Source organism: Aequorivita sublithincola DSM 14238 (genome assembly GCF_000265385.1).
GTDB classification, from domain to species: Bacteria; Bacteroidota; Bacteroidia; order Flavobacteriales; family Flavobacteriaceae; genus Aequorivita; species Aequorivita sublithincola.
Window position 1 is genome coordinate 2,903,455 of sequence record NC_018013.1, and the last position, 25,243, is coordinate 2,928,697.

The following is a 25,243-nucleotide window of genomic DNA, read 5'->3' on the forward strand; positions in this document are numbered from 1 at the left end:
TTGGAAGGTTCATTCCAATTATTTCCAAAAGTTCATGACTTCTTCAAATTCTTTTGAGTTAATATATTTAGTAAAGTGAGGATCGTTTTTAAAGTATTTCCAATGATACAAATGGCCACTGGCTACGGCTTTTAATAAGTGTTTATAAAGCTCAGGTTTGTTATTTGCTGCGGCATAATATTGGCCCAGCGCGTAATCTACTTCTCCAAACTGATAGGCGGCTCGTAGATTTTCTAAAATATTTAAATTCTTTTTTGCTTCTGAAAGGTTTCCAATTTTAAAATTACTGATAGCCAATTTCGCCAATACATCAATATCCTTAGGCTTTTTAGTATGAACTTCCTTTAAAACTTTTTCTGCTTTTGCAAATTGCTCTTTATAATATAAAGCGTCGGCAAGCATCTTGGAATCAACTATGCCAGATTCAGCATTAGTAATTTTGTTAAAGTATTCTTCGGCTTTTGGAATATCATTTTTTAATAGATATTCTTTTCCTGCTTGTAAGTATAATTCTTGTGTTTCTGCCGGAGTTGCGATTATATTTATTTTTCGAAGGAATTGACTTAAGGCGTCTTCTTTTCCCGAACGTACATAAGCAATAACCAAAGGTCTATTAAGAATTTTTACTTCAGTTTCATTTTGGGCATTTTCAATAATTGAAATTGCTTCTCTGTATTTGCCCAACTCAATATCTGCATATGCCTTTACATAAATACGTGTGGTACAATCTGAACAGTTTTGAAGATTCATGCTGTCCATAGCAACCGTTTTGTATATTGCTTCCACATCTTCTGGGCGGTTTACGTATTGTAACGCCACAACCAATGCTGTTCTATTTGTTTTTAAGTCGAAGGGAGCAATTTCATATTCTTTTAAAATTGATTTGTAAACAGTATGGTTATCGCCTTTCAAAAGCGCTTCATACATATTCAGAAGGTTTAATTGCCGTTTGTTTGTATAGGAATCTGGTTTTATCAATTTAAGAAGAGAATCAGATTTTTTAAATTCCTTTTGATTGTAAAAATGGGCTACACGTAATACTTTCGGCTCAAAATAAGTTGAATCGGCAGTTATGGCCTTGTTTAAAAGGTTGATATATTCCTGATTGTCGTTACTGTATTTAGCCTCGAGCAGAAATTTGTAAGCTTCATATTTTGGAGGCGTTTCCTGAAGCATAAGTCCCTTTTTATCTTCTGTTATAAAATAGCCAGTAATAGATTCATTAAGCTCCTCTATACATTGCAAAGGGTTGCTGGCAGGACATTCTGTGGGTTTGAAAGATATATTGGTTTTATTTGTTTTTCCGTCAATGAGCATTCCCTGAAAAAGAAGGTTTCCATTTTTAAGATAAAAATTACCCGAAATAATTTTGCTGGGTTTTAGGTACTCTTTTACTATTGTGGTCTCATCTTCATCAATTTTTTTTCCTTTTAAAATGGTTTTGTATTCATCTACCAAATCCTGGGTTATCACTTGCGCTACTTGATTTTCGGTAATTCCATGAATAATCCAATCTGAAGCCATTTTACTCACAATGTCATATTTTGGATCGCCAGTATTATTGCCAAATTTTAAGACCGCAATTTTGTCACTCTTTACTATTACGGGAAGTAAATCACTTTTATCTCGCGAAAAGTTCTTATTTACAATTAAAAAAACGGTAATCACGCAAAGCGAGGTGATTATACCTAGTGAGGAAAAGTACATTTTTTTAAAACCGACCTTTTTCTTTTCTTCCTTTTCGTCTAGCTCCTCACCGGGTGTATTTATGGGCGCTAGGCGAAATTTCCAAAGAAAAAAAATGTAGAGTGGAAAACAGAGTAGTAATATTATTATCAGAAAAGTAACTGATTTTTGAGGAAGGCCCAAAGGTTGCCATGTAATTGATAATACCTGCAAAATAACCCACGCAGATACTACATAAATAGACAACATTTTAAAGACTTCCTTTTCGTGGCATTGCTTAAAAAAGGAGTTAAGCTTCATAATACTTGGTAATTGTCGCTAATTTACAGAAAATCATTGAGCCTTAATTTATTTAACTAAGATTAAATAAGATGTTTTTTTAAATTTCACTATCTTTAGTTATTATTAACCAAAAATCTTTCAATTATGCCAACATCAGATGAGGACAAACCAAAAAAGAAACCCGCAACAACTGCGAAACCAAAGCAAAAACCGAAAGCAAAAGTAAAAACGAAACCAAAAGTAAAAACGAAACCAGGAGCAGATATTCAACCAGGTTAATTTGTTTAAACTTGCTAACTAAGAAATTTAAAAATCCCTTATACCAATTGGCATAAGGGATTTTATATTACTTCAATTAAAACAATTTTTTACTTTTTAATTACTTTGAAAGTCCTAACACCTTTTTCGCCAATCACATTTACAAAGTACAAACCAGATGAAAATTCAGACAGATTTATAAGTTTGTTTTCAGTAACTTCAGGATATTGCTTCAAAAGTTTACCTTGGGTGTTATAGATGGCAACACTTTTTGCACCTATAATTCCAGAAATAGTTATGCTACCGCTAGTTGGGTTTGGCGATATTGCGATTTGAGAATCACTGTTTCCATCGATACTTGCAGTAAAGCCAGACATTCTATACATTTTTTCGTTTTGAAGATTAAAAACAAAAATGCTGGTGCCGGACTCGTTTCTCCCTAAAATGGTGAAAACTGCGCTGCTAATGTTGAAAAGACCTGAAGACCAAGTTACACCTTTATCTTGGCTTAACTTTATTCTATAGTCGCTTCCGCACGTCCCTCCTACGGTTGCAAAAGTATATCCTGCAACACTTACAATATCATAAACTTCACAATTTCCATAAAAGGGATTAGGGCTTGGAGTTTGCCAAGTCTGTCCTGTGTCTATACTACTTTGAAGCCCACCCATATTGCTGCCAGTAAATAGCGTATCATCTTCTAAGGCCAAAGGTTTGAAATAAACCCCATTGTTAGGAAGTCCCGACCCGGCCTGACTAAAAGTTAGTCCATTGTCAATGCTCTTAAAAACTTTGTCTTTTGCGGTTAGAAACATTGTATTGTTATATAACTTAAAATTATTTACGCGAATCTGCGGTATTGACGATGACTGCTTAGTAACAAGACCATCTGAGGAATAGTACACTCCATTACTAGATGCACTGAGATAAGAACTTAAAATATTAGGACCTACTTTGTCAATATCAAATACATAAACACTAGTAATTGCAGTTTGAGTCCACGAATTACCGTTATCCGTACTTTTAAAAACTCCTTGTCCGCTAGTGCCAATATACATGTTACCGTCAGCAGCATCCACATAAACACATTGTATTTCAAGGCCCTGCGTAACCCCACTTAACCATGTAAGGTTGGTTAAGGTTGATCCGTTATCAGAAGATTTGAACAGACCTTTGTCTGTACATAGATAGATGTCGTTTCCAAAACCCTCTATTTTAAGCATCCTTTGAACGACTTCCCCATTTACTTGGAGATTGCCTAAATCTTGCCATTCCTGTGCTATTACCGTCGGGATAAAAGAGAACAGGAAAATTGCTAAGCTAATTACTGTAATGTAGTTTTTTGTTTTCATTGTTTGCATCATTTATAAATTGATGTAACAAACTTCAACCATTTACAAAGCAATTTCAATGGGGCATATGCCCTATTATACTGAAAACAAGTTTATTAAAAAAGAGGAGTAATTTAAGTAATTGATAGCGCTATTTTAATTAAGTATATTTCTTGAAGTAATTTCCGCTGCAACGAGTGTTACTTATCCCTTCACATCATAAACAAATGCGCGATATTTCAAAAGAGCTACAAACACAGCCCCACCAAACGCATTTCCGAAAAGTGCGAGGCCTATAAATATAAGATAGCCTGAAATGGTTATTGCTGGAGAACTTATTAGCCCTGCAAATACTTCCACATTACCAACAATACTATGATGAAGCCCTGTAAAAGCCAATACTGCAGTAATCATAAAAATGATGACAATTCTACTCAGTGTGCTTTTTGAAGCTGCAATAAGCCAAGAAAGCAACCCCATTAACCAGCCTGCTAAAACGGCACTTGCAAAAATGATCATCTTGTCGTAATCGGTTACGTGCACTGCTATTTTTTCTATAGTTGAAAGATCAAAAATCTGTAAACGCGGCCCGATCCAAACCAAGAAGAATGCTATGATATAACCGCCAATTAAATTCCCAAAAATTACCAGACCCCAGAGTTTAAGAAGACTTTTTAAGGATCTCTTTTTGTTAAGAACTGGAAGTGTTAATAGCGAAGTTTGTTCGGTAAATAATATAGATTGCCCTAAAATTACCATTATAAAACCCACCGGATATAAAAAGGACATTAATTTAATAATAGTGTCCTCTTCAACTTTATCTTGGAGAAAATAATACAAGGTGCAGATTAATAAATAACTAAACCCAATTTCCAAACCAGCTGTTAAGGAACTCAGCAAAATACTTACAGGATTTTTATCGTATGTTTCCTGACCTTCAACTATTTGTTGTTTCAGTATTTCACCGTGGGATTTTGCCGTGGTCAGTTCAGAAGCTTCAGAATTTTTAAGCTCTTTATCAATGTTTTGTTGCTCTTTAGATTTAGCTTCTTCGTTTTCTAACATCTTTGGATTTTGAGTAAATTTAAAATAAATTATAATCTAAACTCTACTCCTCTTCTGAATTGATTGTTTTTAAAGTTTCGGCAATTTTCTTCTCTTCGGATTTAGATTTCATTGCTTCGTCTTTCTCCATTTTGAGCTCTCCGTCACCTTTTATATTCAGGTTTTCTTTTTCTTCAGCTTTGCCAAAATTGGAGGATTTTCTGTATTCATCTTGAAAATCGGCGTGTTTCTTTTTCTCGGTCATAGTTATATTATTTTTTTGTTTGAAAATTTCCATTAAAGGCGAATTCGTGCTGTTCCTTACGTTCGCGCATTTTTTTGAGTTCTTGCTTTTTTAAATCTTCTGGTAAATCGTCCGGATTACCGCCATAATAACCGAAAGCAACGGCAGTTGTAACGTGATAATCATCAGGAAATTTAAATTCATCTTGAGCTTTTTTAAATTTGACTCCAGCCATTTGGTGGGTTGCAATTCCCATACTATTTGCCTGGTGAATTACATTTCCCATAAAAAGACCTAAATCATGCAATGCGTGAAAGTTTTCCTTGTCATTCTTCTCCATCGTTTTTTTGAAAGCATTAATCCACAACAATTCAGCGTTAGCAGCCCAAATTTGGTTGAAATCGTCCAAGCAATCAAAAATACGGTCGTACATTTTGGTGCCTTTAATTCCCCAAATAACTCGCCATGGCTGAATATTGGAGGCACTCGGAGCCCACCTACCCGCTTCTAATAATATTTTCACTTTCTCTTCAGTAATTGGGGTTTTAGCGAATGCTCTAGGACTCCATCTATTTTTAATGCTTTCTAAAACGGGATGCTCCAAAGGGGTTATTTTATTGACTGTAACAATACTTTCCATAGGGTTCTTTTTATTTTTCTTTTAAATATACTACGTTTGGTTTGCGTTGAAAAGGTTTTTTAAAAGATTTAACGCTAGCTTTCATTATTAACAGTTCTGAATATTATTTTAGCGAAAATTGCACTTATTTTTGTTCAAAATCTTATACAATGCTAGTCTGGGGAATTTTTATTGCGTTTATTATTTTATTTCTTGCTTTAGATTTGGGTGTTTTTAATAGGCAAGCCCACGAAATAAAAGCTAAGGAAGCTGGAATCTGGACTGCTATTTGGGTTACAGTCGCTTTGGGGTTTTCTGGAATTATCTACTGGCTTTTTAACGACGGTCTCATAGCAAATCCCACAGATTTAACGCCAAAGCTTGCTGTAATAAAATATATAACTGGATATTTAATAGAGCTATCTTTAAGCATTGACAATGTCTTTGTGATTGCTGTAATCTTTTCCACCTATGCTATTCCGAAGAAATATCAGCACGAAGTTTTGTTCTGGGGAATTCTGGGAGCCATTATTTTTAGGGCGCTTATGATATTTTTTGGAGTTGCGCTTATTAATAAGTTTGATTGGATAATCTACGTCTTTGGAGCTTTTCTATTATTTACAGCTTTCAAAATGCTTGTTAGTAATGAGGAGGAAATAGATCCAAAGAAATCGCCGGTATATAAATTTCTTAAAAAGTTATTTCCAATATCCTACAAAATGGATGGGGATAAATTTTTTATAAAACGAATGGGCGTTCGTGCCGCCACTCCCCTTTTTGTAGCGCTTATAATTATAGAATTTACCGACATTCTTTTCGCTTTGGATAGTATTCCGGCAGTATTATCTATAACATCAGATCCTTTTATTGTTTTTAGTTCTAATATATTGGCAATTTTAGGATTGAGATCAATGTACTTTTTAATCTCCCGAATGTTGACTAAGTTTCGATTCATCAACTATAGTTTGGTTGTGATTCTTGCTTTTGTAGGTGTAAAGATGATTCTTTCTCACCACGTTGATATTCCCGAATGGCTTTCCCTTGGCATTATTGTAGTTTCCCTGACATCTGGCGTTTTAGCATCCGTCTATATTAAGGAGAGCCCATCAGAAACTACAAATGCCGATTAATATCACAAAATCCTATTAAAAAGTTTGGAATGGATTTTTGCCTATCGTATCTTTAAAATTCATAATCAAAACAACCGAAATATGAATATCAATTTTGAGTACCACGACATCGCTGCGAGCCCCAGATTAGAAGCTTTCGCGGCTGAAAAATTAAACAAACTTGAAAATAAATATGATTTTATAATAAGTGCAGATGTTTATTTTAAAAAGGAAAATTCTAGCAATCCTGAAACTGGAAAGATATGCAACGTGAGGTTGAGCTTACCAGGACCATCTATTTTTGCAGAAACATCTACCGCGTCTCTAGAAGCTTCAGTTGCAAAGGTTGCTGACGAATTGGCGTCGCAATTGCAAAAAAGAAAAGCAAAAATGAAAACTCATTAATAATGAATGAAATGGGCGTAATAGCACGAAACGAGAAACAATTAACTCTTATTTATAGCAGTAACACACGAGTAGGCAGACATACATTGAGCTACCTAGCTGGTACTGATGAAAAATACTTAGCCATAGACTTGGCAAAAACAAAAGTTTCCGACACGCAATGGGCTGAAATTGCAGAGGCTCTTGGAGTGAAAATTGGCGATTTGGTGGATAAACGAGAGTTGGACATCAGTTCTGATAGTACTGCTGAATTCAGCTCTAATGACTGGTTAAAAATTATCCAAAATGATGATACTGTTATCTCAAGACCAATTGTCATAAATGGAAAACGCACCAAACAGATAGATAACCCGCCCGAAATACTGGAATTTTTTCAAGTAGATTCCGCAGGTTTGGAGCAAAGTCCTTCTAACGGCGTAGCTCCCGATATTGAAAGAACTACAGAAAAAGAAAATTTTATAGAGAAAGACGAATAACTAATCGTCTTTCTTTGCTTTTTCCTTCACTATTTCTAGAGGTTGGATTTCTGGTTTCACTTGTTTGTAAACCTGTAATTGTTGATGTGTAAGAATATCTTGCATATCTGCCGTTTCCTCTTGCTGATTTTTGTATAGCTGATCTAGTTTTAATTTACCTGTAAAACCTGCGGCTTCTATTTCTTGTCTTCGAATTAAAAATTCCTCAACTTTTTGTTGAAACAATAGTATTTGATCCCCTGACAAAGCAAGTTCTCGATTATATCGATCTGTGAGTTTTATAGCTTCTTTTTTCGCCTCTAGATTAGATTTCTGAAGAAACGGATCTTGAGAAAAGGCAGTAATACTTATAAATAGCGTTAAAATTGTAAACAGTTTTTTCATGGCTTCTGTGATTAAAGATTCTATTAAAATTATTAAATATAATTCTTGGAATCAACCGTTTTAACTCACTTTAACTGATAAACTCTTTGAAATTAACGGAATGCTAAGAAATCATTTCACAGACTAGTTTTTAACAGTTCACTATGCCGAAGTCTTTTCCTTAATAAGTGAAATTGCATCGTTTACGTTACGTAATTTCTCTAAATCGTCATTTTTGAATTCAACATCAAAAGCGTCTTCAATATCCAAAACGATATCCACAAGATGGGCCGAGTTTATGTTTAGTTCTCGCGTTAAATCACTATCGCGGCTAATTTTGGAGGAGGCTACATCTTCAGGTAAATAACTTTTGATAATTGGCTCTAGTTTTATGTAAATTTCTTCTGAATTCATAAGTTTAATATTTTTTAAAAATAACGCAAGCGTTCACATCTCCAAATCCAAAACTGGCTTTAGCGATTGTATTAATTGGTTTATAAATGGTTTTAGTGGGAATTTTTTCTTCTGAAATTGTATTTAAAATATCTGGATGAATTGGATTGCAATTAATATTTGGAAAAATAAAACCCTGTTGCAATTGAAGCAAAGAAGCTACAATCTCAATACTTCCACTTGCGGCTATACAATGACCAATCATTCCTTTTAAAGAGTTAATGTATGGGAAATCACTTCCGCTTCGTTTTAGAGCCTTGCTCCAGTTTGCTATTTCGTCTGGATCTTTTATGGTGGAAGTAAGGTGACCATTAATATAGTCAATTTCCGAAGCGCTAACGTTAGAGTCTTCAACTGCCATCTCGATACATTTCTGGACAGCTATATTGTTTGGTGCAGTCATGCTTCCATCGCCACGTTGGCCCCCATTATTCAAAGCACCTCCTAAAACTTCTGCATATATTATTGCGCCTCTTTTCTGGGCACTTTCTAGAGACTCTAGTAAATAGGCTCCTCCTCCACTCCCCGGAACAAAGCCACTCGTTACTGCACTCATTGGTCCGGCTACATTTTCTGGAGCATCGTTATATTTATGGGTGGTTACTCTTATGGCGTCAAAACCTCCCCAAATGTATGGTCCGTGATCACTACAACTTCCGCAAAGCATTTGTTTGGCTTGTCCATTTTTGATGCGCTCATAGCCCATTAAAAGAGCTTCGGTGCCAGTAGAGCAAGCAGAAGAATTTGATGTTACCACATTTCCTGCACCAATAAAACCTGAAAGATAGGCACTTACTCCACTAACCATAATTTGGGGAATAGTGTTGCTACTTAGTCTACGAACATTTTTAGAGTGGATTTTCATTAGGCTCTCGTGCATCTTTTCTACGCTGCTAACGCCTGTGCCAAAAATAATTCCTAAATCCCAAAGAGGGTCTTCATCATTTTTTGCTAGTTCTAATTTAGCATCTTTAAAAGCATCCATACCAGCTATAATACCGTATAAAATTCCGCTGCTCATAAAATTCCGAAGTTGTAATTCTGTTAGATATTCACGCTTTTTTTCTTCGGAAATCTGTGGAATGGCCCCCAATTGGCAAGAGAATTTAAGTTCTTCCAAATCAGGACGAAACCGAATACCAGACTCCCCGTTCTTTAATGCTTGGGTGAATTCTGGTATGGTAACTCCAATTGGAGAGCATACACCTAAACCAGTTATAACTACTCTATTTTTCATTTATCAGCTTCTGAAAAAGCGTTCTTTTATATTATTTTTCACTAGTTTTCAATCCCAGCATGCCACTTATAGTTCCTTTGGCAACTAACTCGTTTTTGCTATTTACCATTTTCACTTTACATTTTAATTTATTGAATCTGAAATATTCCTTTTCTGAAATCACTTTCACTTTTTCGCCAGGAAATACGGGAATATAAAAATCTATAACGGAACTGCTCAATGCAATGGCAGGTTTTTCAGAAGAATTTTCTATTTGTAAGAGAAAAATACCCAAACACACTAGCCCAATTTGCGCCATACATTCTGTTAATATGACTCCAGGTGTAACGGGATTGCTTTTGAAATGACCTTGGTAAAAATATTCGTCTTTTTTAAAAATATAATAACCTTCTACTCCTTCTTGTGAAACGGATACTAGCTCGTCTACAAACAAAAATGGAACTTCATAAGGAAGCAAATCAAGAATGTCGTTATATTTCAAAATTGTAAATTATCTAAGGCTCTCTCCACCGTCTGCTTTTATAATGTTTCCATTAATCCAATCTGCTTCTGGACGACAGAGTAAATAAACCACATCGGCAACATATTCCGGTTGCGTAAGACGGTGGAAAGGGTTTCGTTTTTTACTCATTGCAGCAAGTTCTTCACTTCCTGGAATCATAGCAAATGATGCAGTTTTAGTAGTTCCAGCTTGAATGCAATTTGTGGTTATATTTATTGGAGCCAATTCAACAGCCATACTTCTCATCAAAGATTCTAACGTAGATTTCGCCGCAGAAACTGCTGCGTATCCTGGCCACACTTTGGAACTGCCTTCACTTGTAAAAGCAATATTTTTCGCCTTTTTTGAAAACTTTTCACTTTGAACCAAAGCCTGCGTCCATTCATACCAACTGGTTGCCATGGCGTGAAGCGTTATATCCAAATCTTGCTTTTGAAGCACAGCTTCATCTGCACTATGCATAGGCTTTAAACTACCTTTAGCGATACTATGAAGCAATAATTTTATACTGTTTTTGGGTAATTCTGAAATTATCTCGTTTCTAATTTCAGAGTTTAAGGCATCTTGGTTAAACGTTTTTACTGAAACGTCTAAGTTTTTAAGTTGCTCAACTTCTTTTTCGAACTCAGGAATATTACTTCTTCGGTCTCTATGAACAATGCAAATATTCATCCCTTCGGAAGCAAGTTTTTTTGCACTTGCTAAGCCGAGGCCGCTACTGCCGCCTAGGATTAATGCCCATTGCTGTTGAAACTCTATCATAATTTTACCTTTCTAAAAGGAAAGCGCAAAGTTACTCTAAAATTTCAATAACACACGCTGGGCTGAGAACCCTGGACCAAAACTAAGCATCAGACCGTAGCTTCCATTTTTAGGTTTTTTATCCATAAAACGTTCCAGAACAAAAAGGACTGTTGCGCTACTCATATTGCCATACAGTCTGAGCACTTCTTTTGTGTCTGTTATATCTTTGCCCAAACTGCCAAAAAGCTCCTCCACAGTTTCTACAATTTTTCTGCCTCCTGGATGAAAAATAAGATGATCAACGTCTTCGATGGTTAAGTTATTTTTCTCTAAAAAGGGATGAATAATTGCCGGAAAATGTTCTGCAATTTTATCAGGAACCTCTTTATCGAGTATCATCTGAAGTCCAGTGTCTACCAGCTTGAAACCCATCATTCCTGTTGCATCATAAAAATGAAACATTTCCTCGTCAATAATTTCGGGACCTTCATCTTCTTCTCTTGAAGAAAGTAACACGCAAGCCGCGCCATCTCCAAAAATAGCAGTACTTACAATATTTGCCATCGAAAAATCGTCTATTTGAAAAGTGGCGGACGGAGCTTCTATAGCAACTAAAGCTGCACGTTTTCCAGGATTAGCTTTTAAAAAATTGTGGGCATAGATAATTCCTGAAACTCCTGCGGCACAGCCCATTTCAGTTACTGGCAACCGCATCACGTCTTGCCTCATTTTAAGTTCGTTGATTAAATAGGCGTCAACTGAAGGAATCATAATTCCAGTGCAGCTTACGGTTATAATATAATCAAGATCAGTTGGCTTCCATCCAGCTTTATTGAGTGCTTTTTCCAAACACTGCTTCCCCATTTTTTTTATTTCACGGGCGTAAATATCGTTTCTGGAACCAAAACTTGGATTGATAAAAACTTCAATAGGATCCATAATGGAACCCCTTTTGTCTACTCCCGCTCCTTCCATGATTTTTACGACCTTTCGTTTATATCTTTCATCTTGGTCACGCATCCAATTTTTAACGAGATCAATAATCTGAGCAGTATCTCGCATAAATTCTGGTAATTGTGTAGTAACTGTATTTATTTTTACCATTAGTTTGTGTTTTTAGAAATCCATTGATAGCGATACGCCCAACGCCAATGGATTGTGCTTTTTTGATTACTTATTGTTGTTGAAATAGCTTCAAGTTCATTTTTTTTGAACCCTCTAGCTATTGAAACTAAACCGTCGTGTCGCGCAGTTTTAGTCTTCAAAAACAATTTACTAACTATTTTGAATAGGAAAAAGGCTTGTTTGCTTCTTTGTAAATCATTGACTATTAAACCGATTTCGGTCTTTTTTAAAATTGTTTTCAATAAATTTTCAATCTGTTCATTACTGAAATGATGCAAGAACAGTGTACATAATGCAATATCGCAATTTGGTATTAATTCTTCTTCTAAAAAAACGTCAACTTTTTTAAAAGTTAGATTTGGATAATTACTGCTTCTATTTTCGGCGATTTCTAAAATATTTTGGTTAAAATCTATACCAATACATTTGAAGTTGAAATTGTTTTTCTTTCCAAAATCGGTACACTTTCGAAGCAATTCACCATCGCCACAACCAATATCTAAAATGGTCAAAATTTTGTCGTTTGGATGATTTTTCAATAACTCTTTTAATCCATCTATCGTAATACTATTTCCTCCCAACCACTTATTTACGTTTTTTAGATCATCCAAAAGATGTTTCATTTCTTCGCCTTGAAAGTCCAAATCGTCCATTATCTCTGCTTGAATGGATCTATGTTTGTTACTAAATGCTATCATTTTATTGGACTTCCGTGTGTTTTTTCAATTAGTTTTGGTATTAATGAAGGTATTGATTTGGCCATTGAAAACCCTAATTTTGAACTAAGAGGATTCATTAAAATACGTTGAATGAATCTTCCAGTTTTTAATCTACTTCCAAATTCTTTTTGCCAGTGATTTGAATATTCTTTTTCCAAATTATTTCTATCAAAATCACTTTTCTGAAATGCTTTAAGAAACAATTCTGAAAATAGTTGCGCGCTCCTAATAGCCATAGCCATTCCATTGCCACATAGTGGATGTATGAGTCCTGCGCTATCACCAATCATAAAAATATGATTTTCTACAGGTTCTTTTTTCTGAAACGAAATCTGGCTAATAGTCAATGGTTTTTTGAAAACGGGTTTAGCCTTTTTGAAAAATTCATCTAAAAAAGGATTCTTTGAAAGTTCCTTCTTCTGAAAAGTATCAATATCGCCATATTTCTTGAATGATTTAAAAGTGGTTAAATAACAGGCGTTTACGGTGTTGGTTTCGGTTTTACTTAGACCGCAATAACCTCCATTAAAATTGTGTAAGGCAACCGTGTCTTCGTCAAAATCAAAATCATAATGTGTTTTTACAGCTAACCAAGGCGAGGGTTGTTTCATAAACCTTCGATTTAAAAAAAAGTCTATATTAGATCTTTTTCCGAAGGCTCCAATAACAAAATCTGCGTATAAAACATCTTTTCTTTGAGTTGTGACTGTAAATATATTTTCTTTGAAAATTACTTTTTCAACTGTATCAAAAATGATTTCAACTTTATCTTTTATAGCTTCAAATAGTAAATTATCAAAAGCATAACGGCTGATTCCAAATCCGCCGAGCGGTAAATCTGCTTTAAGTGGAAATCCTTTTGAATCGGTTATTTCAAATTTTGATATTCTTTTGGCTCCAATTGAGAATGGATCGATTCCCAATGAGCTTAAATAGGGCAACACTTCATTGCTAATATATTCCCCACAAACTTTATGGTGTGGATATTCATTTTTTTCAATTAAACATATTTTGAGGTTATGATTGGAAAGATGTAACGCCGCCGTAAGCCCCGCCAATCCTCCTCCGATAATTATAACTTCTCTTTTATTATTGTATGCCATTCTTGGTTTAAAGCTAAAAAAAAATCCCGACCAATGAAGAGGTTCGGGATTTTTAAATAATATTTGTTTCTAATTATTCGCCAGCTTGCTGCTTTGCTTCTGTCTTCATTTTTTCATTCGGAACAATAGCAAGATTTACACGTCTGTTTTTAGCACGACCTTCGGCAGTAGTATTATCTGCAACTGGAGCAGTTTCACCGTACCAATTGGTTGTAAAACGTCCAGCGCCCAAACCTTTTGTCTGCACAAAATAGTTTGTAACCGACTGAGCTCTGTTTTTGGAAAGCCTCATATTCATATCATCCGCACCAACACTATCAGTATGACCAACTACAAGTACATCTGTGTCTGGATATTCAACTAACACATTTGAAAGCTTGTCTAAAATAGACTGGGAAGCCGCATTTACGTTGTATTTTGCAGTGTCAAAATATACACCACTGTTTTCGTCAAAAGTAACAACGATTCCGTCATCTACTCTTTCTACTTGAGCTCCGGGGATTTCTTGCTCAATTTTTTGGGCTTGCTTGTCCATTTTGTTTCCAATAAGAACACCAGCGCCACCACCAACAACACCACCGATTACGGCTCCAAGTTCTCCGTTACCACCTTTTCCAACGTTGTTTCCAATAATTGCTCCAAGAATGGCGCCGCCTGTAGCTCCAATTACGGCTCCTTTTTGTTTGTTATTAGCATTTCTAGTTGCTTCGCAGCTTCCTAAACTGATAACAAGTGTTAATGCAAATGCTACTAATGCGGTCTGTTTAAAAAATGTCTTCATAATTATTGTTCGTTTATTTTAGAAAAGTTCATATTTATTTTAAATGGTTTGCCATCTAAACTTACTGTTTGTTCCCAACGCATTGAGGATTCATTTAATTGAGATAGATGTACCCTGAAACCTGTGTTATCTTCAGATTTACCTTTAGCATTTGTAGGTTTAATTATGAAATCATACAAGCCAGAAGCTGGATCTATTTCTACTATTGTAAAAATAAAATTTCGTTCACCTGTTGGGCAATCGGGATTGTCAATATTATAATTAGCGGTATTATTATTAGGGATAAAACGCCAAGTACTTCCTTCAAAACACTCCGCAGAGGTATCATTAAAAAGCTGAACATTAAATTTACCTGAGGAACCATAGCTTACATTGTCTAAAGTCCAATACCCTTTAATAACTTTTCGTGATTCTTGAACGGTTTTGGGTGTTCCGCAAGCGAATGCTGTGACCGCTACTAGGGCCAAAATGAGGATTTTTTTCATAAAAATGATAGTTTGTGTTTAATAAAAAGGTTAGTGATTTTTTTATCTTTTAAATAATCTTGAAAGTAAGGAGATTACTAAAAGAACTATAAAAATGTAAAAAATTATTTTTGCGATATCAGCTGCACCATCTGCGATACCTCCAAATCCAAAAATTGCCGCAACTATTGCGATTACTAGAAAAATAACGATCCAACGTAACATAATATTTATTTTTAATGATTAGTATGGCACTAAATTAAACAACCATTTTAACATTCGGATTGTCTTTATCTAAAGTTTAACAACGAATGTTAAATTATTAGTAAGACAATAAATTTAATAGGATTTCTTTGAATTTTTCTTTAGGAAGATAAGCAGATTCCAAATTTGCTGCAAAAGGTATTGGTGTTTCTAAACTTGCTACTCGTTTAACGGGAGCGTCTAAATGTTCAAAACAATTCTCCATTATCAAAGCTGAAATATCTGAAGCTATTCCGCCGAACAAAGAATCTTCTTGAAGTATAATTACCTTTCCTGTTTTCTTAACTGATTTATATATTGCTTCAATATCCAAAGGAACTAAAGTCCGTAAATCAATTAAATCAGCACTTACTTCAGGATTTTGTTCTAAAGTTTCTAAAGCCCAATGCACTCCTGCTCCATAAGTTATAACGCTAACATCTGTTCCTTCCTTTAGAATGGAAGCTTTCCCTAAAGGTAAAGTGTAATAATCTGTTGGCACATCTTGGCGAATACTTCTATATAAAGCCTTATGCTCAAAGAACATTACTGGGTTTGAATCTTCAATACTTGTTGCCAATAAGCCTTTAGCATCATATGGAAACGCTGGATAAACAACTTTTAAACCTGGAGTATGCGTAAACCAAGCCTCATTAGTTTGACTGTGGAATGGTCCGGCTCCTACTCCTGCACCGCAAGGCATTCGCACCACAACGTCTGCATTTTCACTCCAACGGTAATGACTTTTTGCGAGATAGTTGATGATTGGATTGAAACCAGAAGTAACAAAATCTGCAAATTGCATCTCTACAACAGCTTTATATCCATTGATGGAAAGTCCCATTGCTGCTGAAACAATTGCAGATTCACATATAGGTGTATTGCGAACTCGGTCTTTGCCGAATTGTTCCACAAAGCCTTCGGTTATTTTGAAAACACCGCCGTATTCCGCAACGTCTTGACCCATGATTATAAGGTTGTCATGACGCTCCATGGATTGTTTTAAACCTTGTGAAATAGCATCAATTAAACGAATATTTTCGTTTTCTGAATTTTCTTTAACTTCTTGATATTGAAATTCTTTATAAACATCACTTAACTCATTAGCTACAGTAGATTGTATTTTAGGTTCTGCAAAAGCAATCTCTAAATTATCATCAATTTCATGTTTGAACTCATCTTTAAACTCTTGAATTTTTTCTACTGAAAGAATTCCTTCGGCTAATAAAAAGTCTTCATAATTTAGAAGTGGGTCACGCAAACCCCATTCATCAATCAAATCTGTAGGAACGTATTTTGTTCCGCTCGCTTCTTCGTGACCGCGCATTCTAAAGGTTTTGAACTCCAAAAGAACCGGGCGTGGATTTATACGCATATCTTCCACCAAATCCTTCAACTTAGTATAAACTTCCAAAATATCGTTTCCTTCAATAATGTGAGATTCCATGCCGTAACCTTTGCCTCGATCTGCAATATTTTCGCAATTATACTGCTCGTTTGTTGGCGTTGAAAGCCCATAACCATTGTTCTCAACACAAAAAAGAACAGGAAGCTGCCAGACTGAAGCTACGTTAAGTGCTTCGTGAATATCACCTTCGCTAGTTCCGCCTTCACCTGTAAAAACGGCGCAGACTTTATTATTTTTCTTCAATTTGTTTGCCAGTGCAATTCCATCAGCAACACCAAATTGAGGCCCCAGATGTGAAATCATCCCAACTATATTGAATTCCTGCGTTCCAAAGTGAAAACTTCTATCGCGACCTTTGGTAAAACCGTTCGCTTTACCTTGCCATTGCGAAAACAAACGGTAAAGTGGAATTTCACGCATTGTAAAAACAGCGAGGTTTCGGTGCATCGGAAGGATGTATTCATCTTTGTCCAAAACCGCTGTTATTCCTACGGAAATGGCTTCTTGCCCTATTCCGCTAAACCATTTTGAAACCTTTCCTTGACGTAGAAGAATTAGCATTTTCTCTTCTATCATCCTCGGTTTCAGCATTCCGCGGTATAGTTTCAATAAAGTAGCATCATCAACGTCTTTTCGGTTATAATCGTAGAAAATATGTGGCTTGGTTTCAGGTTTCATCATAAATAATTAGAACAACCAAAATTAGAAAAAAACCGTTATCCGCAAGGATTATTAAAGGAAATTTTATCTAAGGAATAACTTTTGCAATTTGGTATATTTGTAATTACATAATTGACTTAGAACGGTAAGACCTAGGAAATAAGATGTTAAATTCCATAACCATAGATGAATCAAACCCGAAGAACTCTTGAAGAACAAAGAAATGAATTTACAAATGGAAAATTTCTTGCTACACCTTTAGCGGGTTTAATTGCTTGGTTAATTGTCGGAATAGCGGGACTTATCCTACCAATTCAGGCGACCGTTTGGGTATTGTTTATTGCAACAGGCAGCATTGTTTACTTGGGAATATTTATTTCGAAATTTACTGGCGAGAATTTTTTGGACAAGAATAAACCTAAAAATGAATTTGACAAATTGTTCTTTTTTACAGTTGGACAGGCAATTTTAGTATATTCTATTGCTATTCCGTTTTTTTTAATTGACTATACCTCTTTACCATTGACAGTTGGTATATTAACAGGATTAATGTGGTTGCCCTTTTCGTGGATAATTAACCATTGGGTAGGAATTTTCCATTCGCTTGCTAGAACGGTTTTGGTACTTTTACTTTGGTATATGCTTCCTGAATACAGGTTCGTGGCCATACCTTTTGCAATAGTATTGATTTATATAATTACAATTTTTATATTGAAAAGTAGAAAGAAAACAAAATAAAAATTAGATTTGAAAAGATTGATAAACAAGCAGCAGCAGTTGTTATTATCAAACGTTTTTTTAACCTTATATCACAAGTTTTTTGGTCTTAGGTCCAAAATAAGTAATTTAGTTTTTTTGAACAGATAAATTAAAAATCATGAATAATATCCCTAGCGTAGATTTGGCCGATTTCCTTTCGGAAAACCCTAAAAGGAAGCAAAAATTTGTAAATGAAATTGGTTCAGCTTTTGAAGATATAGGCTTCGTTTCGCTTAAAAATCATTTTTTAAGTGATGATTTGGTTGATGAACTTTATAAAGAAGTGAAAAGCTTTTTTGGACTTCCACTTGAAGAGAAGGAAAAGTATGAAATTGAAGGTCTTGGAGGGCAGCGCGGTTATATTTCCTTCGGAAAAGAGCACGCCAAAGGCAAAAAAGAAGGCGATTTAAAGGAGTTTTGGCACTTTGGGCAAGAACCTTCCGCAGATGCAAAACTGACTGAAGAATATCCTAAAAACGTACAAGTAAAAGAGCTTCCGGATTTTAACCACACAGGAATGGAAGCCTACAGAATGCTTGAAAAAACAGGAATTTATGTGCTTCGTGCTTTGGCATTATATATAGGTGTGGATGAATTTTATTTTGACCATTGGGCAAATAACGGGAATAGTATTTTGCGACCAATCCACTACCCTCCTATTACCGAAGAACGAAAAGGCGCAGTACGTGCGGGAGCTCACGGAGATATAAATCTTATAACCTTATTAATGGGTGCTTCTGCTGGAGGCTTACAAGTTTTACGCAAGGACGGCGTTTGGATGGATGCAATTCCGAATGAAGATGAATTAGTTATAAACGTAGGCGATATGTTGGAACGCCACACCAACGATAAACTTCGCTCCACAATTCACAGAGTTGTAAACCCGCCGAAAGAAGAATGGGGCAGTCCACGATATTCAATTCCTTTCTTTATGCACCCTCGCAGTGATATGAAATTGAACTGTATGCCAGAGTGTATAACCAACGAACATCCAAAAGCGTATGAAGATATCACGGCTGGCGAGTTTTTACATCAACGTTTGGTTGAGATTGGACTTATAAAAAAGTAGGGAGTATTCAGTGGCAGTGAGCAGTAAATAATATTTACCACCTCACCCTACGCGCAGTCGAAGGATTGAATTTTAAACATTGAAACATTGAAACATTGAAATCTCTAGAAGACCAATTAAAAAACCTATTTCCCGATCACGAACCAAAAGATATTCCTGAAACTGAGGAAGAAACCACTCTTTGGATGCAGGACGATCCTTTGATTTGTAAATACGAAAAGCGAAAAGGAAAACCAATTACTATTATCGAAGGCTACACTGGCGCCGATTCAGATTTTAAGATTCTTGCTAAAGAAATAAAACAATTGTTAAGCGTTGGCGGGAGCTTTAAGAATGAACAAATCATCATTCAAGGCGATTATCGCGATAAGATTATGTCATTTTTGAAGAGTAAAGGATTTAAAGTTAAGCGAGTTGGAGGGTAAAAATTTTTTTAATGATCAAAATATTCTTTATTGTTATTCTCGTTTTGTCTCAAAATTTATTTGCACAAGATAATTTACTAGTGCCTGTTTATAATGAGTCAAATCAAATAGGCGTTGATAAATTTTGGGCCGAAATATATTCAAACCATCTAATTTCTTTCAAAGAAAACAATCTACAGGATTATAAATGTAATTGCGAAGTGTATCGGTTTTTATGGTTGAGATCTTTCCATAATCCTGTTGCAATAACAATTACTAAAAATAATAAAAAAATAAGTTTGAATTGGAAACGAACCGATGTTGATGGGGACTATGAGACTGGAAGATTAGTTGAAGATAAAACGATAAGTTTAAGTTCAGAAAATTGGGACAAATTTAAAGAATTATTAAAAGCATCAAATTATTGGGAAACCCCATCGATATTAATAGAAGATAATAAAATAGAGGTACTTGACGGAGCTTCTTGGGTTATAGAAGGATTATCTAAAAATAAATACCATATAAGCGAGGTTAATGTAGAAAATATTGGTCGATTTTTAATAAAAAATACAGAAATGAATATTCCTGAAAACGAAATTTATTAATCAAAACCAGAAACCAAGAATCTCAAGCTCCCATTTAGAGGATCGGAGTAAAAACTAGAAACAAGAAACTTGAAACAAGAAACAATAAAACCCAGCGAATTAATCCTAACCCCCGAAGGCAAAATCTATCATTTAGACCTTTCTCCTTCTCAGTTGGCCACAACTATCATAACAGTTGGCGATCCGGGGCGTGTGGCAGAAGTTTCAAAGTATTTTGAGACTATAGAAACGACGGCTGAACACCGTGAATTCAAAACACATACAGGAACCTATAAAGGAAAGCGGATAAGCGTGATTTCAACAGGAATTGGGCCTGATAATATTGACATTGTTTTCAGTGAACTTGACGCTTTGGTAAATTTAGATTTTGAGAAACGACAAGTCAAGAAAAAACTTACGTCATTAGAAATTATTAGAATTGGAACCTCCGGAGGTTTAACAGCCGAAATAGTAGTTGATAGTTTTTTAATAAGTACTATGGGCATTGGTTTAGACAATGTGATGCACTATTATGACAAGACGGATAAATTTTTCAATCGTGATTTTGCTCAATCATTTATTGACCATATGCAATGGAATCCAGATAATTCAGTCCCTTACGCAGTTGAAGCTGATAAAAATTTGCTTAAAAAAATGACTTCAGATAAGACAACTCAAGGCATTACGATAACGAATGTTGGTTTTTACGGACCACAGGGACGTGTTCTTCGCGCAAAGCTGAAGGATGAAAATCTGAATGAAAATTTGATCACTTTCAAATATAAAAAGAAACAAATCACAAACTTAGAGATGGAAACCGCAACGATGTATGCAATGGCGAAATTACTGGGTCATCACGCTATTTCAATGAATGCGATTATCGCTAACCGAGCTACGGGAACGTTTAGTAAAGACGCATCAAAAACCATAGATTCTTTAATTCAATATACTTTGGAAAAAATTGTAGCATGAAAAAATTTATGATTGGCGGTGTGCCAGAACACTTCAACTTGCCTTGGTATATAGCCCTTCGCGATAAAAAATTCAATGAACAAGGCATAGAACTTCGTTGGAAGGATTATCCAGGAGGTACCGGTCAAATGGCGCGTTCATTGCGCAACAAGGAAATTGATATGGCCGTAATTCTTACCGAAGGAATAGTCCGCGATATCATTCAAGGAAACGATAGTAAGATTGTTCAAGTCTTTGTGAAATCGCCTTTATTATGGGGAATTCACGTTGCAACAGCTTCAGATTATAAAGAAGTTAGTGATTTAAAAGGAACAAAAGCTGCCATTAGTCGTTACGGCTCTGGATCACATTTAATGGCTTTTGTAAATGCTGAAAACCTCGCGTGGAATTTAAAAGAGGACTTAGATTTTCACGTAATAAAAGATTTAGATGGCGCTCTGGAAGGACTTCCAATAGGAAATGGCGATTATTTTATGTGGGAAAAATTTATGACAAAACCCCACGTAGATAACGGCACCTTCCGTTTAATTGGTGAATCCCCTACTCCGTGGCCAAGTTTTGTAATTGCGGTTAGAAATGATGTTTTGGAGAATGATCCAGAAAGCATTCAATCAATTCTAAAGGTGATAAATGGTATAACTGAAGACTTCAAAAACTTACTAAATATTGATGAAATAATCTCCAAACGTTACGGTCAAAAAATTGAAGATGTTCGCGAATGGCTGTCATTAACCGAATGGAGCGACCGACAATTAACTTCAAAAGAGCTTGAAAACATTCAGCAAAAACTGTTAGAACTAGATTTAATTGAATCTAAAACGCAAGAAGACAGAATCTTACATAAAATCCAAAAAAAATCTTAAAATTTACGCAACCCGAAAGTAGATCTTGCATCTTGTTTATATAAAAACAATCATCATGACTACATTTTTAATCGTTTTGGGCGCGTTGTTAGTTACCAACTTCTTGTTATTGCAGTTTAGCTGTAATGATGCAACCGAGCCAGACGTACCAGAAGAAGAATAGAAACCACTCCCCGTTTCTATTTTTTATTTAAAATTTTTTATTGAAGTTATAACCTCTTTGATTATAGCAAAATTGCTAAGTCTTTTAGCACTACCAAATTATTTTTTCCTTTCCTTTCGTTATTAAATAGTCATTCGCTGCACTAAATTGTTTTATTCCAAACCAACCTTCTTTATTTTTATTTACACTTAATGGCGACGGATGTATTGTTTCTATAACTTCGTGTTTTGAGCGATCAATTTTTTTCCCCATCTTTTTGGCATAATTTCCCCAAAGCATAAAAACGATTCCTTCTCTTTCATCTGAAAGCTTTTCAATTACAGCATCTGTAAATTTTTCCCAACCTTTGCTTTTATGGCTTCCAGCTTGATGTGCACGAACTGTTAAGGTAGCATTTAATAATAAAACACCTTGGTCTGCCCAACGTTTCAAATTTCCACCTTCTGGAACGGGCGAACCAACATCGGTCCGTATTCCTTCGTAAATATTTTTAAGCGAAGGAGGAATTTTAACACCTTCATTTACAGAAAAACACAGTCCGTGCGCCTGACCAAAATCATGATACGGGTCTTGCCCTATTATCACAACCTTCACTTCATCAAAAGGTGTATGATTAAAAGCTGAAAAAATCTGCTCTTGCGGCGGAAAACAATCTGTTGAATTATATTCTGAACTAACAAATTCCATCAAATTTTTGAAATAAGGTTTTTCAAATTCTTCTGCTAAAATCGCCTTCCATACTGGCTCAATTGTTACCTTCATTATTCTTACTTTTGTGAAAGCAAAAATAAGGGAAGATTTCCACGAATTCACGAATAAAACTACATTCGTGCATTCGTGGCAAAAAACCGAAAGCTCCATTTATGCCAAAAATAGACACAAAAACATTAGAAGACCTTGAATTTCCAAGCGTGCTACGCCAAGTTTCCGAAAACTGCGTTACAGAACCAGGAAGAGAAACGGTGCTTGTAATAATTCCATATCAGGATTTTGATGAAATTGAGCCAGAGCTTCAACGAGTAAAAGAATTTAAAGCTTCATTTGATGGCGATAACCATATTCCGAATCACGGTTTCGATCCTATTTTTAGGGAACTTCGCTTGCTGGAAATTGAAAACAGTACTTTGGAAATCTCTGGTTTTAGAAAAATTCTTTCTATTTCTGAAACGACTCGAATTCTATTAAAATTCTTTAAAAAATTTGAAGAGTTCTATATTCATCTGAATTCTTTTTCGGAAGAAGTGAGTTACACTTCAATCATTTCGGAAGAAATAAACAAACGAGTTGACAAATACGGCGAGATAAAAGATGATGCTTCTACACAACTCGGAACCATTCGCAGACGACTGAATGTTGTTAAAGGAAAAATTAATTCATCATTTACAAAAGCACTTTCGCAATATTCGGCAAGCGATTATTTAGATGAAATTCGTGAATCTGTAGTTGAAAACAGAAGAGTTTTGGCTGTAAAAGCAATGCACCGCAAAAAAGTGAAAGGCGCGGTTTTAGGAAGTTCAAAAACAGGAAGTATCGTTTACATTGAACCACAGGAAACGCTGGAATACGCTAATGAATTGAGCAATTTAATTTACGAAGAAGACGAAGAAATAAAGCGAATTCTAAAAGCAATGACTGAGTTTGTGCGGCCACACACCGAAATTCTTGCGAGTTATCAGGAATATTTAATAGCGATGGACGTGCTTTATGCAAAAGCAAAATATGCGTTGAAAATAAACGGAGTTTTGCCAATTATTTCAAAGGATAAAAAGATTTCTCTTCAAAAGGCATTTCATCCATTGTTGTTGGTTTCAAATAATAAAAGGAAAGATAAAACATTTCCGCAAAGCATAGAATTGGTTCCCGATAAGCGAATAATCGTAATCTCGGGACCAAACGCTGGAGGAAAGAGTATTACACTCAAAACTGTTGGATTACTGCAAGTTATGCTTCAAAGTGGATTATTGATTTCTGCTGAATCTCAAAGCGAAATGTGCTTTTTCAAAAGGATAATGACAGATATTGGCGACAATCAATCTATTGAAAACCACCTCAGCACTTATAGTTATCGCTTAAAAAAGATGAATTATTTTCTAAAAAAGTGCGACAAAAAAACACTTTTTTTGATTGATGAATTTGGAACGGGAAGCGACCCTGAACTAGGTGGTGCTCTGGCTGAAACCTTTTTAGAAGTTTTCTACGAACGTGAAGCTTTCGGTATAATTACAACACATTACACCAATCTAAAATTATTGGCTAATGAATTGCCGCACGCAATCAATGCGAATATGCAGTTCGATAATAAATCACTTGAACCTTTATATCACCTACATTTAGGTGAAGCAGGAAGTAGTTATACTTTTGAAGTTGCCCAGAAAAACGGAATTCCGTACAGTTTAATAAATCGTTCAAAGAAAAAAATTGAACGCGGAAAAGTTCGTTTTGATAAAACTATTGCTAACCTTCAAAAAGAACGAAGCAATCTTCGGAAGACTTCGGAATCCTTAAAAACTGAGGAACAAAAGGCACGAGTTGAAGGAAAACAGTTAGAAGAAGTAAACGCTCGCGCCCAGGAAAAGCTAGAAAGCTACCAAGAATTGTTTGACGCCAACCAAAAGCTAATTAGCTTAGGTAAAAAATTTGATACGCTTTCTGAGAAATTTTTCAACAACAAGCAGAAGAAGCAACTTTTGGATGAGTTAATGCGGCTTGTAATGATTGAAAATAGCAAACGCAAAAAAGTTGCTCCTAAAGTGAAGAAAGCTGTAAAAGTTAAAGAGCAGGAGATTATTAAGGAGGTCGAGCAAAAAGTTGAAGTAATCCGTGAGCGCAAAAAAGAGGAAAAAGAAAAAGCCAAAAAACTACCGCCACCAAAACCGAAAGTAACACTAAAACTTGGCGACAGAGTGCGTATGATAGACGGCAGAGCCATCGGCACAATTGATACCATCGAAAAAAACAAGGCAATCGTGAATTATGGAATTTTCACGACGAACGTTAGTTTGGAGGAATTGGAGAAAGTATAGGAATGAAAATTCGAAAACAAAAAACAAAAAACAAATTCCAAATAATACTCAAATCCCAAAAATTTAAAAAAATCAATGGGTTAATGCTTTATCAATCTTTTAAATTTTGAGATCTGATTTTTGTTTTTTTTATTTGGAATTTGGAATTTG

The 25,243-nt window shown here is 35.3% G+C and carries 29 protein-coding genes; 11 read left to right on the top strand and 18 right to left on the bottom strand.

All coding sequences use genetic code 11. The features are described 5' to 3' along the window. Nucleotides 1–18: 18 nt before the first annotated feature. A complete protein-coding gene (locus AEQSU_RS13335) occupies nt 19–1,707 on the bottom strand; it encodes a tetratricopeptide repeat protein (protein WP_157429287.1) in 1,689 nt (562 codons plus the stop codon). 405 nt (nt 1,708–2,112) lie between these two features. On the opposite strand from AEQSU_RS13335, the gene AEQSU_RS17010 reads away from it, so the two are divergent. After that, nucleotides 2,113–2,247 carry a hypothetical protein gene (locus AEQSU_RS17010; RefSeq protein ID WP_014783399.1) on the top strand — a complete coding sequence of 45 codons (135 nt, stop codon included), beginning with the start codon at nt 2,113–2,115 and terminating at the stop codon, nt 2,245–2,247. Nucleotides 2,248–2,336: 89 nt separating this feature from the next. On the opposite strand, the gene AEQSU_RS13340 is transcribed toward AEQSU_RS17010, so the two are convergent. The 4 genes from AEQSU_RS13340 to AEQSU_RS13355 all read right to left on the bottom strand — a co-directional run bounded on the left by AEQSU_RS13340 (nt 2,337) and on the right by AEQSU_RS13355 (nt 5,485). Beyond that, on the bottom strand, nt 2,337–3,578 hold the full coding sequence (locus AEQSU_RS13340) for a T9SS type A sorting domain-containing protein (RefSeq protein WP_014783400.1): 1,242 nt from the start codon (nt 3,576–3,578) through the stop codon (nt 2,337–2,339). A 183-nt stretch (nt 3,579–3,761) separates the two neighbouring features. Then, nucleotides 3,762–4,622 (bottom strand): formate/nitrite transporter family protein, encoded by an 861-nt coding sequence (locus tag AEQSU_RS13345; protein ID WP_014783401.1) that lies wholly within the window; start codon nt 4,620–4,622, stop codon nt 3,762–3,764. Between the two features lie 43 nt (nt 4,623–4,665). Next, on the bottom strand, nt 4,666–4,866 hold the full coding sequence (locus AEQSU_RS13350; protein WP_014783402.1) for a hypothetical protein: 201 nt from the start codon (nt 4,864–4,866) through the stop codon (nt 4,666–4,668). Nucleotides 4,867–4,873: 7 nt separating this feature from the next. Continuing rightward, the gene (locus tag AEQSU_RS13355) at nt 4,874–5,485 is read right to left on the bottom strand and encodes a nitroreductase family protein (RefSeq protein ID WP_014783403.1); all 612 of its coding nucleotides are present in this window, start codon (nt 5,483–5,485) and stop codon (nt 4,874–4,876) included. Nucleotides 5,486–5,634: 149 nt separating this feature from the next. Between AEQSU_RS13355 and AEQSU_RS13360 the strand changes: the two genes are divergently transcribed. From AEQSU_RS13360 to AEQSU_RS13370, 3 genes are all read left to right on the top strand, one after another. Beyond that, nucleotides 5,635–6,594 carry a TerC family protein gene (locus tag AEQSU_RS13360; RefSeq protein WP_014783404.1) on the top strand — a complete coding sequence of 320 codons (960 nt, stop codon included), beginning with the start codon at nt 5,635–5,637 and terminating at the stop codon, nt 6,592–6,594. Between the two features lie 81 nt (nt 6,595–6,675). Beyond that, nucleotides 6,676–6,978, top strand: coding sequence for a ribosome hibernation-promoting factor, HPF/YfiA family (gene hpf, locus AEQSU_RS13365; protein ID WP_014783405.1), 303 nt, complete (start codon nt 6,676–6,678; stop codon nt 6,976–6,978). Nucleotides 6,979–6,989: 11 nt separating this feature from the next. Next, entirely contained in the window at nt 6,990–7,454 is a 465-nt protein-coding gene (locus tag AEQSU_RS13370) for an arsenate reductase family protein (protein WP_014783406.1), read from the top strand. On the opposite strand, the gene AEQSU_RS13375 is transcribed toward AEQSU_RS13370, so the two are convergent. The 12 genes from AEQSU_RS13375 to AEQSU_RS13430 form a co-directional block, all read right to left on the bottom strand. Continuing rightward, nucleotides 7,455–7,838, bottom strand: a complete 384-nt coding sequence (locus tag AEQSU_RS13375) for a hypothetical protein (protein ID WP_014783407.1) — start codon at nt 7,836–7,838, stop codon at nt 7,455–7,457. 141 nt (nt 7,839–7,979) lie between these two features. Then, on the bottom strand, nt 7,980–8,231 hold the full coding sequence (locus tag AEQSU_RS13380) for an acyl carrier protein (RefSeq protein ID WP_014783408.1): 252 nt from the start codon (nt 8,229–8,231) through the stop codon (nt 7,980–7,982). A gap of 4 nt (nt 8,232–8,235) precedes the next feature. After that, the gene (locus AEQSU_RS13385; protein ID WP_014783409.1) at nt 8,236–9,507 is read right to left on the bottom strand and encodes a beta-ketoacyl-[acyl-carrier-protein] synthase family protein; all 1,272 of its coding nucleotides are present in this window, start codon (nt 9,505–9,507) and stop codon (nt 8,236–8,238) included. 31 nt (nt 9,508–9,538) lie between these two features. Then, a complete protein-coding gene (locus tag AEQSU_RS16675) occupies nt 9,539–9,988 on the bottom strand; it encodes a 3-hydroxyacyl-ACP dehydratase FabZ family protein (RefSeq protein WP_014783410.1) in 450 nt (149 codons plus the stop codon). A 9-nt stretch (nt 9,989–9,997) separates the two neighbouring features. Continuing rightward, complete coding sequence (locus tag AEQSU_RS16680) at nt 9,998–10,771, bottom strand: SDR family NAD(P)-dependent oxidoreductase (RefSeq protein ID WP_014783411.1); 774 nt, start codon at nt 10,769–10,771, stop codon at nt 9,998–10,000. 36 nt (nt 10,772–10,807) lie between these two features. Beyond that, complete coding sequence (locus AEQSU_RS13400) at nt 10,808–11,857, bottom strand: type III polyketide synthase (protein WP_014783412.1); 1,050 nt, start codon at nt 11,855–11,857, stop codon at nt 10,808–10,810. Continuing rightward, the gene (locus AEQSU_RS13405) at nt 11,857–12,576 is read right to left on the bottom strand and encodes a methyltransferase domain-containing protein (protein ID WP_014783413.1); all 720 of its coding nucleotides are present in this window, start codon (nt 12,574–12,576) and stop codon (nt 11,857–11,859) included. The genes AEQSU_RS13400 and AEQSU_RS13405 overlap by 1 nt, the downstream gene beginning before the upstream one ends. Continuing rightward, on the bottom strand, nt 12,573–13,700 hold the full coding sequence (locus AEQSU_RS13410) for an NAD(P)/FAD-dependent oxidoreductase (RefSeq protein WP_014783414.1): 1,128 nt from the start codon (nt 13,698–13,700) through the stop codon (nt 12,573–12,575). Before AEQSU_RS13410 ends, AEQSU_RS13405 begins: the two co-directional genes overlap by 4 nt. Nucleotides 13,701–13,773: 73 nt before the next feature. Further along, entirely contained in the window at nt 13,774–14,481 is a 708-nt protein-coding gene (locus AEQSU_RS13415) for a YiaD family glycine zipper/OmpA-like lipoprotein (RefSeq protein WP_014783415.1), read from the bottom strand. A 2-nt stretch (nt 14,482–14,483) separates the two neighbouring features. Beyond that, nucleotides 14,484–14,966, bottom strand: a complete 483-nt coding sequence (locus tag AEQSU_RS13420) for a lipocalin family protein (RefSeq protein WP_014783416.1) — start codon at nt 14,964–14,966, stop codon at nt 14,484–14,486. Nucleotides 14,967–15,008: 42 nt separating this feature from the next. Next, entirely contained in the window at nt 15,009–15,170 is a 162-nt protein-coding gene (locus AEQSU_RS16520) for a DUF1328 domain-containing protein (protein WP_014783417.1), read from the bottom strand. Nucleotides 15,171–15,267: 97 nt separating this feature from the next. Further along, nucleotides 15,268–17,277, bottom strand: coding sequence for an alpha-ketoacid dehydrogenase subunit alpha/beta (locus tag AEQSU_RS13430; protein ID WP_014783418.1), 2,010 nt, complete (start codon nt 17,275–17,277; stop codon nt 15,268–15,270). Between the two features lie 165 nt (nt 17,278–17,442). Here AEQSU_RS13430 and AEQSU_RS13435 point away from each other — a divergent pair, with 165 nt between their 5' ends. The 6 genes from AEQSU_RS13435 (at nt 17,443) to AEQSU_RS13460 (ending at nt 21,907) form a co-directional block, all read left to right on the top strand. Beyond that, nucleotides 17,443–17,994: a DUF7010 family protein gene (locus AEQSU_RS13435; protein ID WP_014783419.1), complete on the top strand. Its 552-nt coding sequence runs from the start codon at nt 17,443–17,445 to the stop codon at nt 17,992–17,994. 139 nt (nt 17,995–18,133) lie between these two features. Next, nucleotides 18,134–19,084: an isopenicillin N synthase family dioxygenase gene (locus AEQSU_RS13440; RefSeq protein ID WP_014783420.1), complete on the top strand. Its 951-nt coding sequence runs from the start codon at nt 18,134–18,136 to the stop codon at nt 19,082–19,084. A gap of 95 nt (nt 19,085–19,179) precedes the next feature. Next, nucleotides 19,180–19,509, top strand: a complete 330-nt coding sequence (locus tag AEQSU_RS13445; protein ID WP_014783421.1) for a translation initiation factor — start codon at nt 19,180–19,182, stop codon at nt 19,507–19,509. Nucleotides 19,510–19,520: 11 nt separating this feature from the next. After that, the gene (locus AEQSU_RS13450; protein WP_014783422.1) at nt 19,521–20,093 is read left to right on the top strand and encodes a hypothetical protein; all 573 of its coding nucleotides are present in this window, start codon (nt 19,521–19,523) and stop codon (nt 20,091–20,093) included. Between the two features lie 69 nt (nt 20,094–20,162). Continuing rightward, a complete protein-coding gene (locus AEQSU_RS13455) occupies nt 20,163–21,044 on the top strand; it encodes a nucleoside phosphorylase (RefSeq protein ID WP_014783423.1) in 882 nt (293 codons plus the stop codon). Beyond that, nucleotides 21,041–21,907, top strand: coding sequence for a substrate-binding domain-containing protein (locus tag AEQSU_RS13460; RefSeq protein ID WP_014783424.1), 867 nt, complete (start codon nt 21,041–21,043; stop codon nt 21,905–21,907). The genes AEQSU_RS13455 and AEQSU_RS13460 overlap by 4 nt, the downstream gene beginning before the upstream one ends. 253 nt (nt 21,908–22,160) lie before the next feature. On the opposite strand, the gene ung is transcribed toward AEQSU_RS13460, so the two are convergent. Then, a complete protein-coding gene (ung, locus tag AEQSU_RS13465) occupies nt 22,161–22,832 on the bottom strand; it encodes a uracil-DNA glycosylase (protein ID WP_014783426.1) in 672 nt (223 codons plus the stop codon). Nucleotides 22,833–22,933: 101 nt separating this feature from the next. Between ung and AEQSU_RS13470 the strand changes: the two genes are divergently transcribed. Next, a complete protein-coding gene (locus AEQSU_RS13470; RefSeq protein WP_014783427.1) occupies nt 22,934–25,093 on the top strand; it encodes an endonuclease MutS2 in 2,160 nt (719 codons plus the stop codon). Nucleotides 25,094–25,243: the final 150 nt, after the last annotated feature.

What these genes read in the sequence shown, in the direction of transcription:
- AEQSU_RS13335 (WP_157429287.1), bottom strand. Translation starts at nt 1,707, where the DNA reads ATGTACTTTTCCTCACTAGGTATAATCACCTCGCTTTGCGTGATTACC.
- AEQSU_RS17010 (WP_014783399.1), top strand. Translation starts at nt 2,113, where the DNA reads ATGCCAACATCAGATGAGGACAAACCAAAAAAGAAACCCGCAACAACT.
- AEQSU_RS13340 (WP_014783400.1), bottom strand. Translation starts at nt 3,578, where the DNA reads ATGAAAACAAAAAACTACATTACAGTAATTAGCTTAGCAATTTTCCTG.
- AEQSU_RS13345 (WP_014783401.1), bottom strand. Translation starts at nt 4,622, where the DNA reads ATGTTAGAAAACGAAGAAGCTAAATCTAAAGAGCAACAAAACATTGAT.
- AEQSU_RS13350 (WP_014783402.1), bottom strand. Translation starts at nt 4,866, where the DNA reads ATGACCGAGAAAAAGAAACACGCCGATTTTCAAGATGAATACAGAAAA.
- AEQSU_RS13355 (WP_014783403.1), bottom strand. Translation starts at nt 5,485, where the DNA reads ATGGAAAGTATTGTTACAGTCAATAAAATAACCCCTTTGGAGCATCCC.
- AEQSU_RS13360 (WP_014783404.1), top strand. Translation starts at nt 5,635, where the DNA reads ATGCTAGTCTGGGGAATTTTTATTGCGTTTATTATTTTATTTCTTGCT.
- hpf (WP_014783405.1), top strand. Translation starts at nt 6,676, where the DNA reads ATGAATATCAATTTTGAGTACCACGACATCGCTGCGAGCCCCAGATTA.
- AEQSU_RS13370 (WP_014783406.1), top strand. Translation starts at nt 6,990, where the DNA reads ATGGGCGTAATAGCACGAAACGAGAAACAATTAACTCTTATTTATAGC.
- AEQSU_RS13375 (WP_014783407.1), bottom strand. Translation starts at nt 7,838, where the DNA reads ATGAAAAAACTGTTTACAATTTTAACGCTATTTATAAGTATTACTGCC.
- AEQSU_RS13380 (WP_014783408.1), bottom strand. Translation starts at nt 8,231, where the DNA reads ATGAATTCAGAAGAAATTTACATAAAACTAGAGCCAATTATCAAAAGT.
- AEQSU_RS13385 (WP_014783409.1), bottom strand. Translation starts at nt 9,507, where the DNA reads ATGAAAAATAGAGTAGTTATAACTGGTTTAGGTGTATGCTCTCCAATT.
- AEQSU_RS16680 (WP_014783411.1), bottom strand. Translation starts at nt 10,771, where the DNA reads ATGATAGAGTTTCAACAGCAATGGGCATTAATCCTAGGCGGCAGTAGC.
- AEQSU_RS13400 (WP_014783412.1), bottom strand. Translation starts at nt 11,857, where the DNA reads ATGGTAAAAATAAATACAGTTACTACACAATTACCAGAATTTATGCGA.
- AEQSU_RS13405 (WP_014783413.1), bottom strand. Translation starts at nt 12,576, where the DNA reads ATGATAGCATTTAGTAACAAACATAGATCCATTCAAGCAGAGATAATG.
- AEQSU_RS13410 (WP_014783414.1), bottom strand. Translation starts at nt 13,700, where the DNA reads ATGGCATACAATAATAAAAGAGAAGTTATAATTATCGGAGGAGGATTG.
- AEQSU_RS13415 (WP_014783415.1), bottom strand. Translation starts at nt 14,481, where the DNA reads ATGAAGACATTTTTTAAACAGACCGCATTAGTAGCATTTGCATTAACA.
- AEQSU_RS13420 (WP_014783416.1), bottom strand. Translation starts at nt 14,966, where the DNA reads ATGAAAAAAATCCTCATTTTGGCCCTAGTAGCGGTCACAGCATTCGCT.
- AEQSU_RS16520 (WP_014783417.1), bottom strand. Translation starts at nt 15,170, where the DNA reads ATGTTACGTTGGATCGTTATTTTTCTAGTAATCGCAATAGTTGCGGCA.
- AEQSU_RS13430 (WP_014783418.1), bottom strand. Translation starts at nt 17,277, where the DNA reads ATGATGAAACCTGAAACCAAGCCACATATTTTCTACGATTATAACCGA.
- AEQSU_RS13435 (WP_014783419.1), top strand. Translation starts at nt 17,443, where the DNA reads ATGAATCAAACCCGAAGAACTCTTGAAGAACAAAGAAATGAATTTACA.
- AEQSU_RS13440 (WP_014783420.1), top strand. Translation starts at nt 18,134, where the DNA reads ATGAATAATATCCCTAGCGTAGATTTGGCCGATTTCCTTTCGGAAAAC.
- AEQSU_RS13450 (WP_014783422.1), top strand. Translation starts at nt 19,521, where the DNA reads ATGATCAAAATATTCTTTATTGTTATTCTCGTTTTGTCTCAAAATTTA.
- AEQSU_RS13460 (WP_014783424.1), top strand. Translation starts at nt 21,041, where the DNA reads ATGAAAAAATTTATGATTGGCGGTGTGCCAGAACACTTCAACTTGCCT.
- ung (WP_014783426.1), bottom strand. Translation starts at nt 22,832, where the DNA reads ATGAAGGTAACAATTGAGCCAGTATGGAAGGCGATTTTAGCAGAAGAA.
- AEQSU_RS13470 (WP_014783427.1), top strand. Translation starts at nt 22,934, where the DNA reads ATGCCAAAAATAGACACAAAAACATTAGAAGACCTTGAATTTCCAAGC.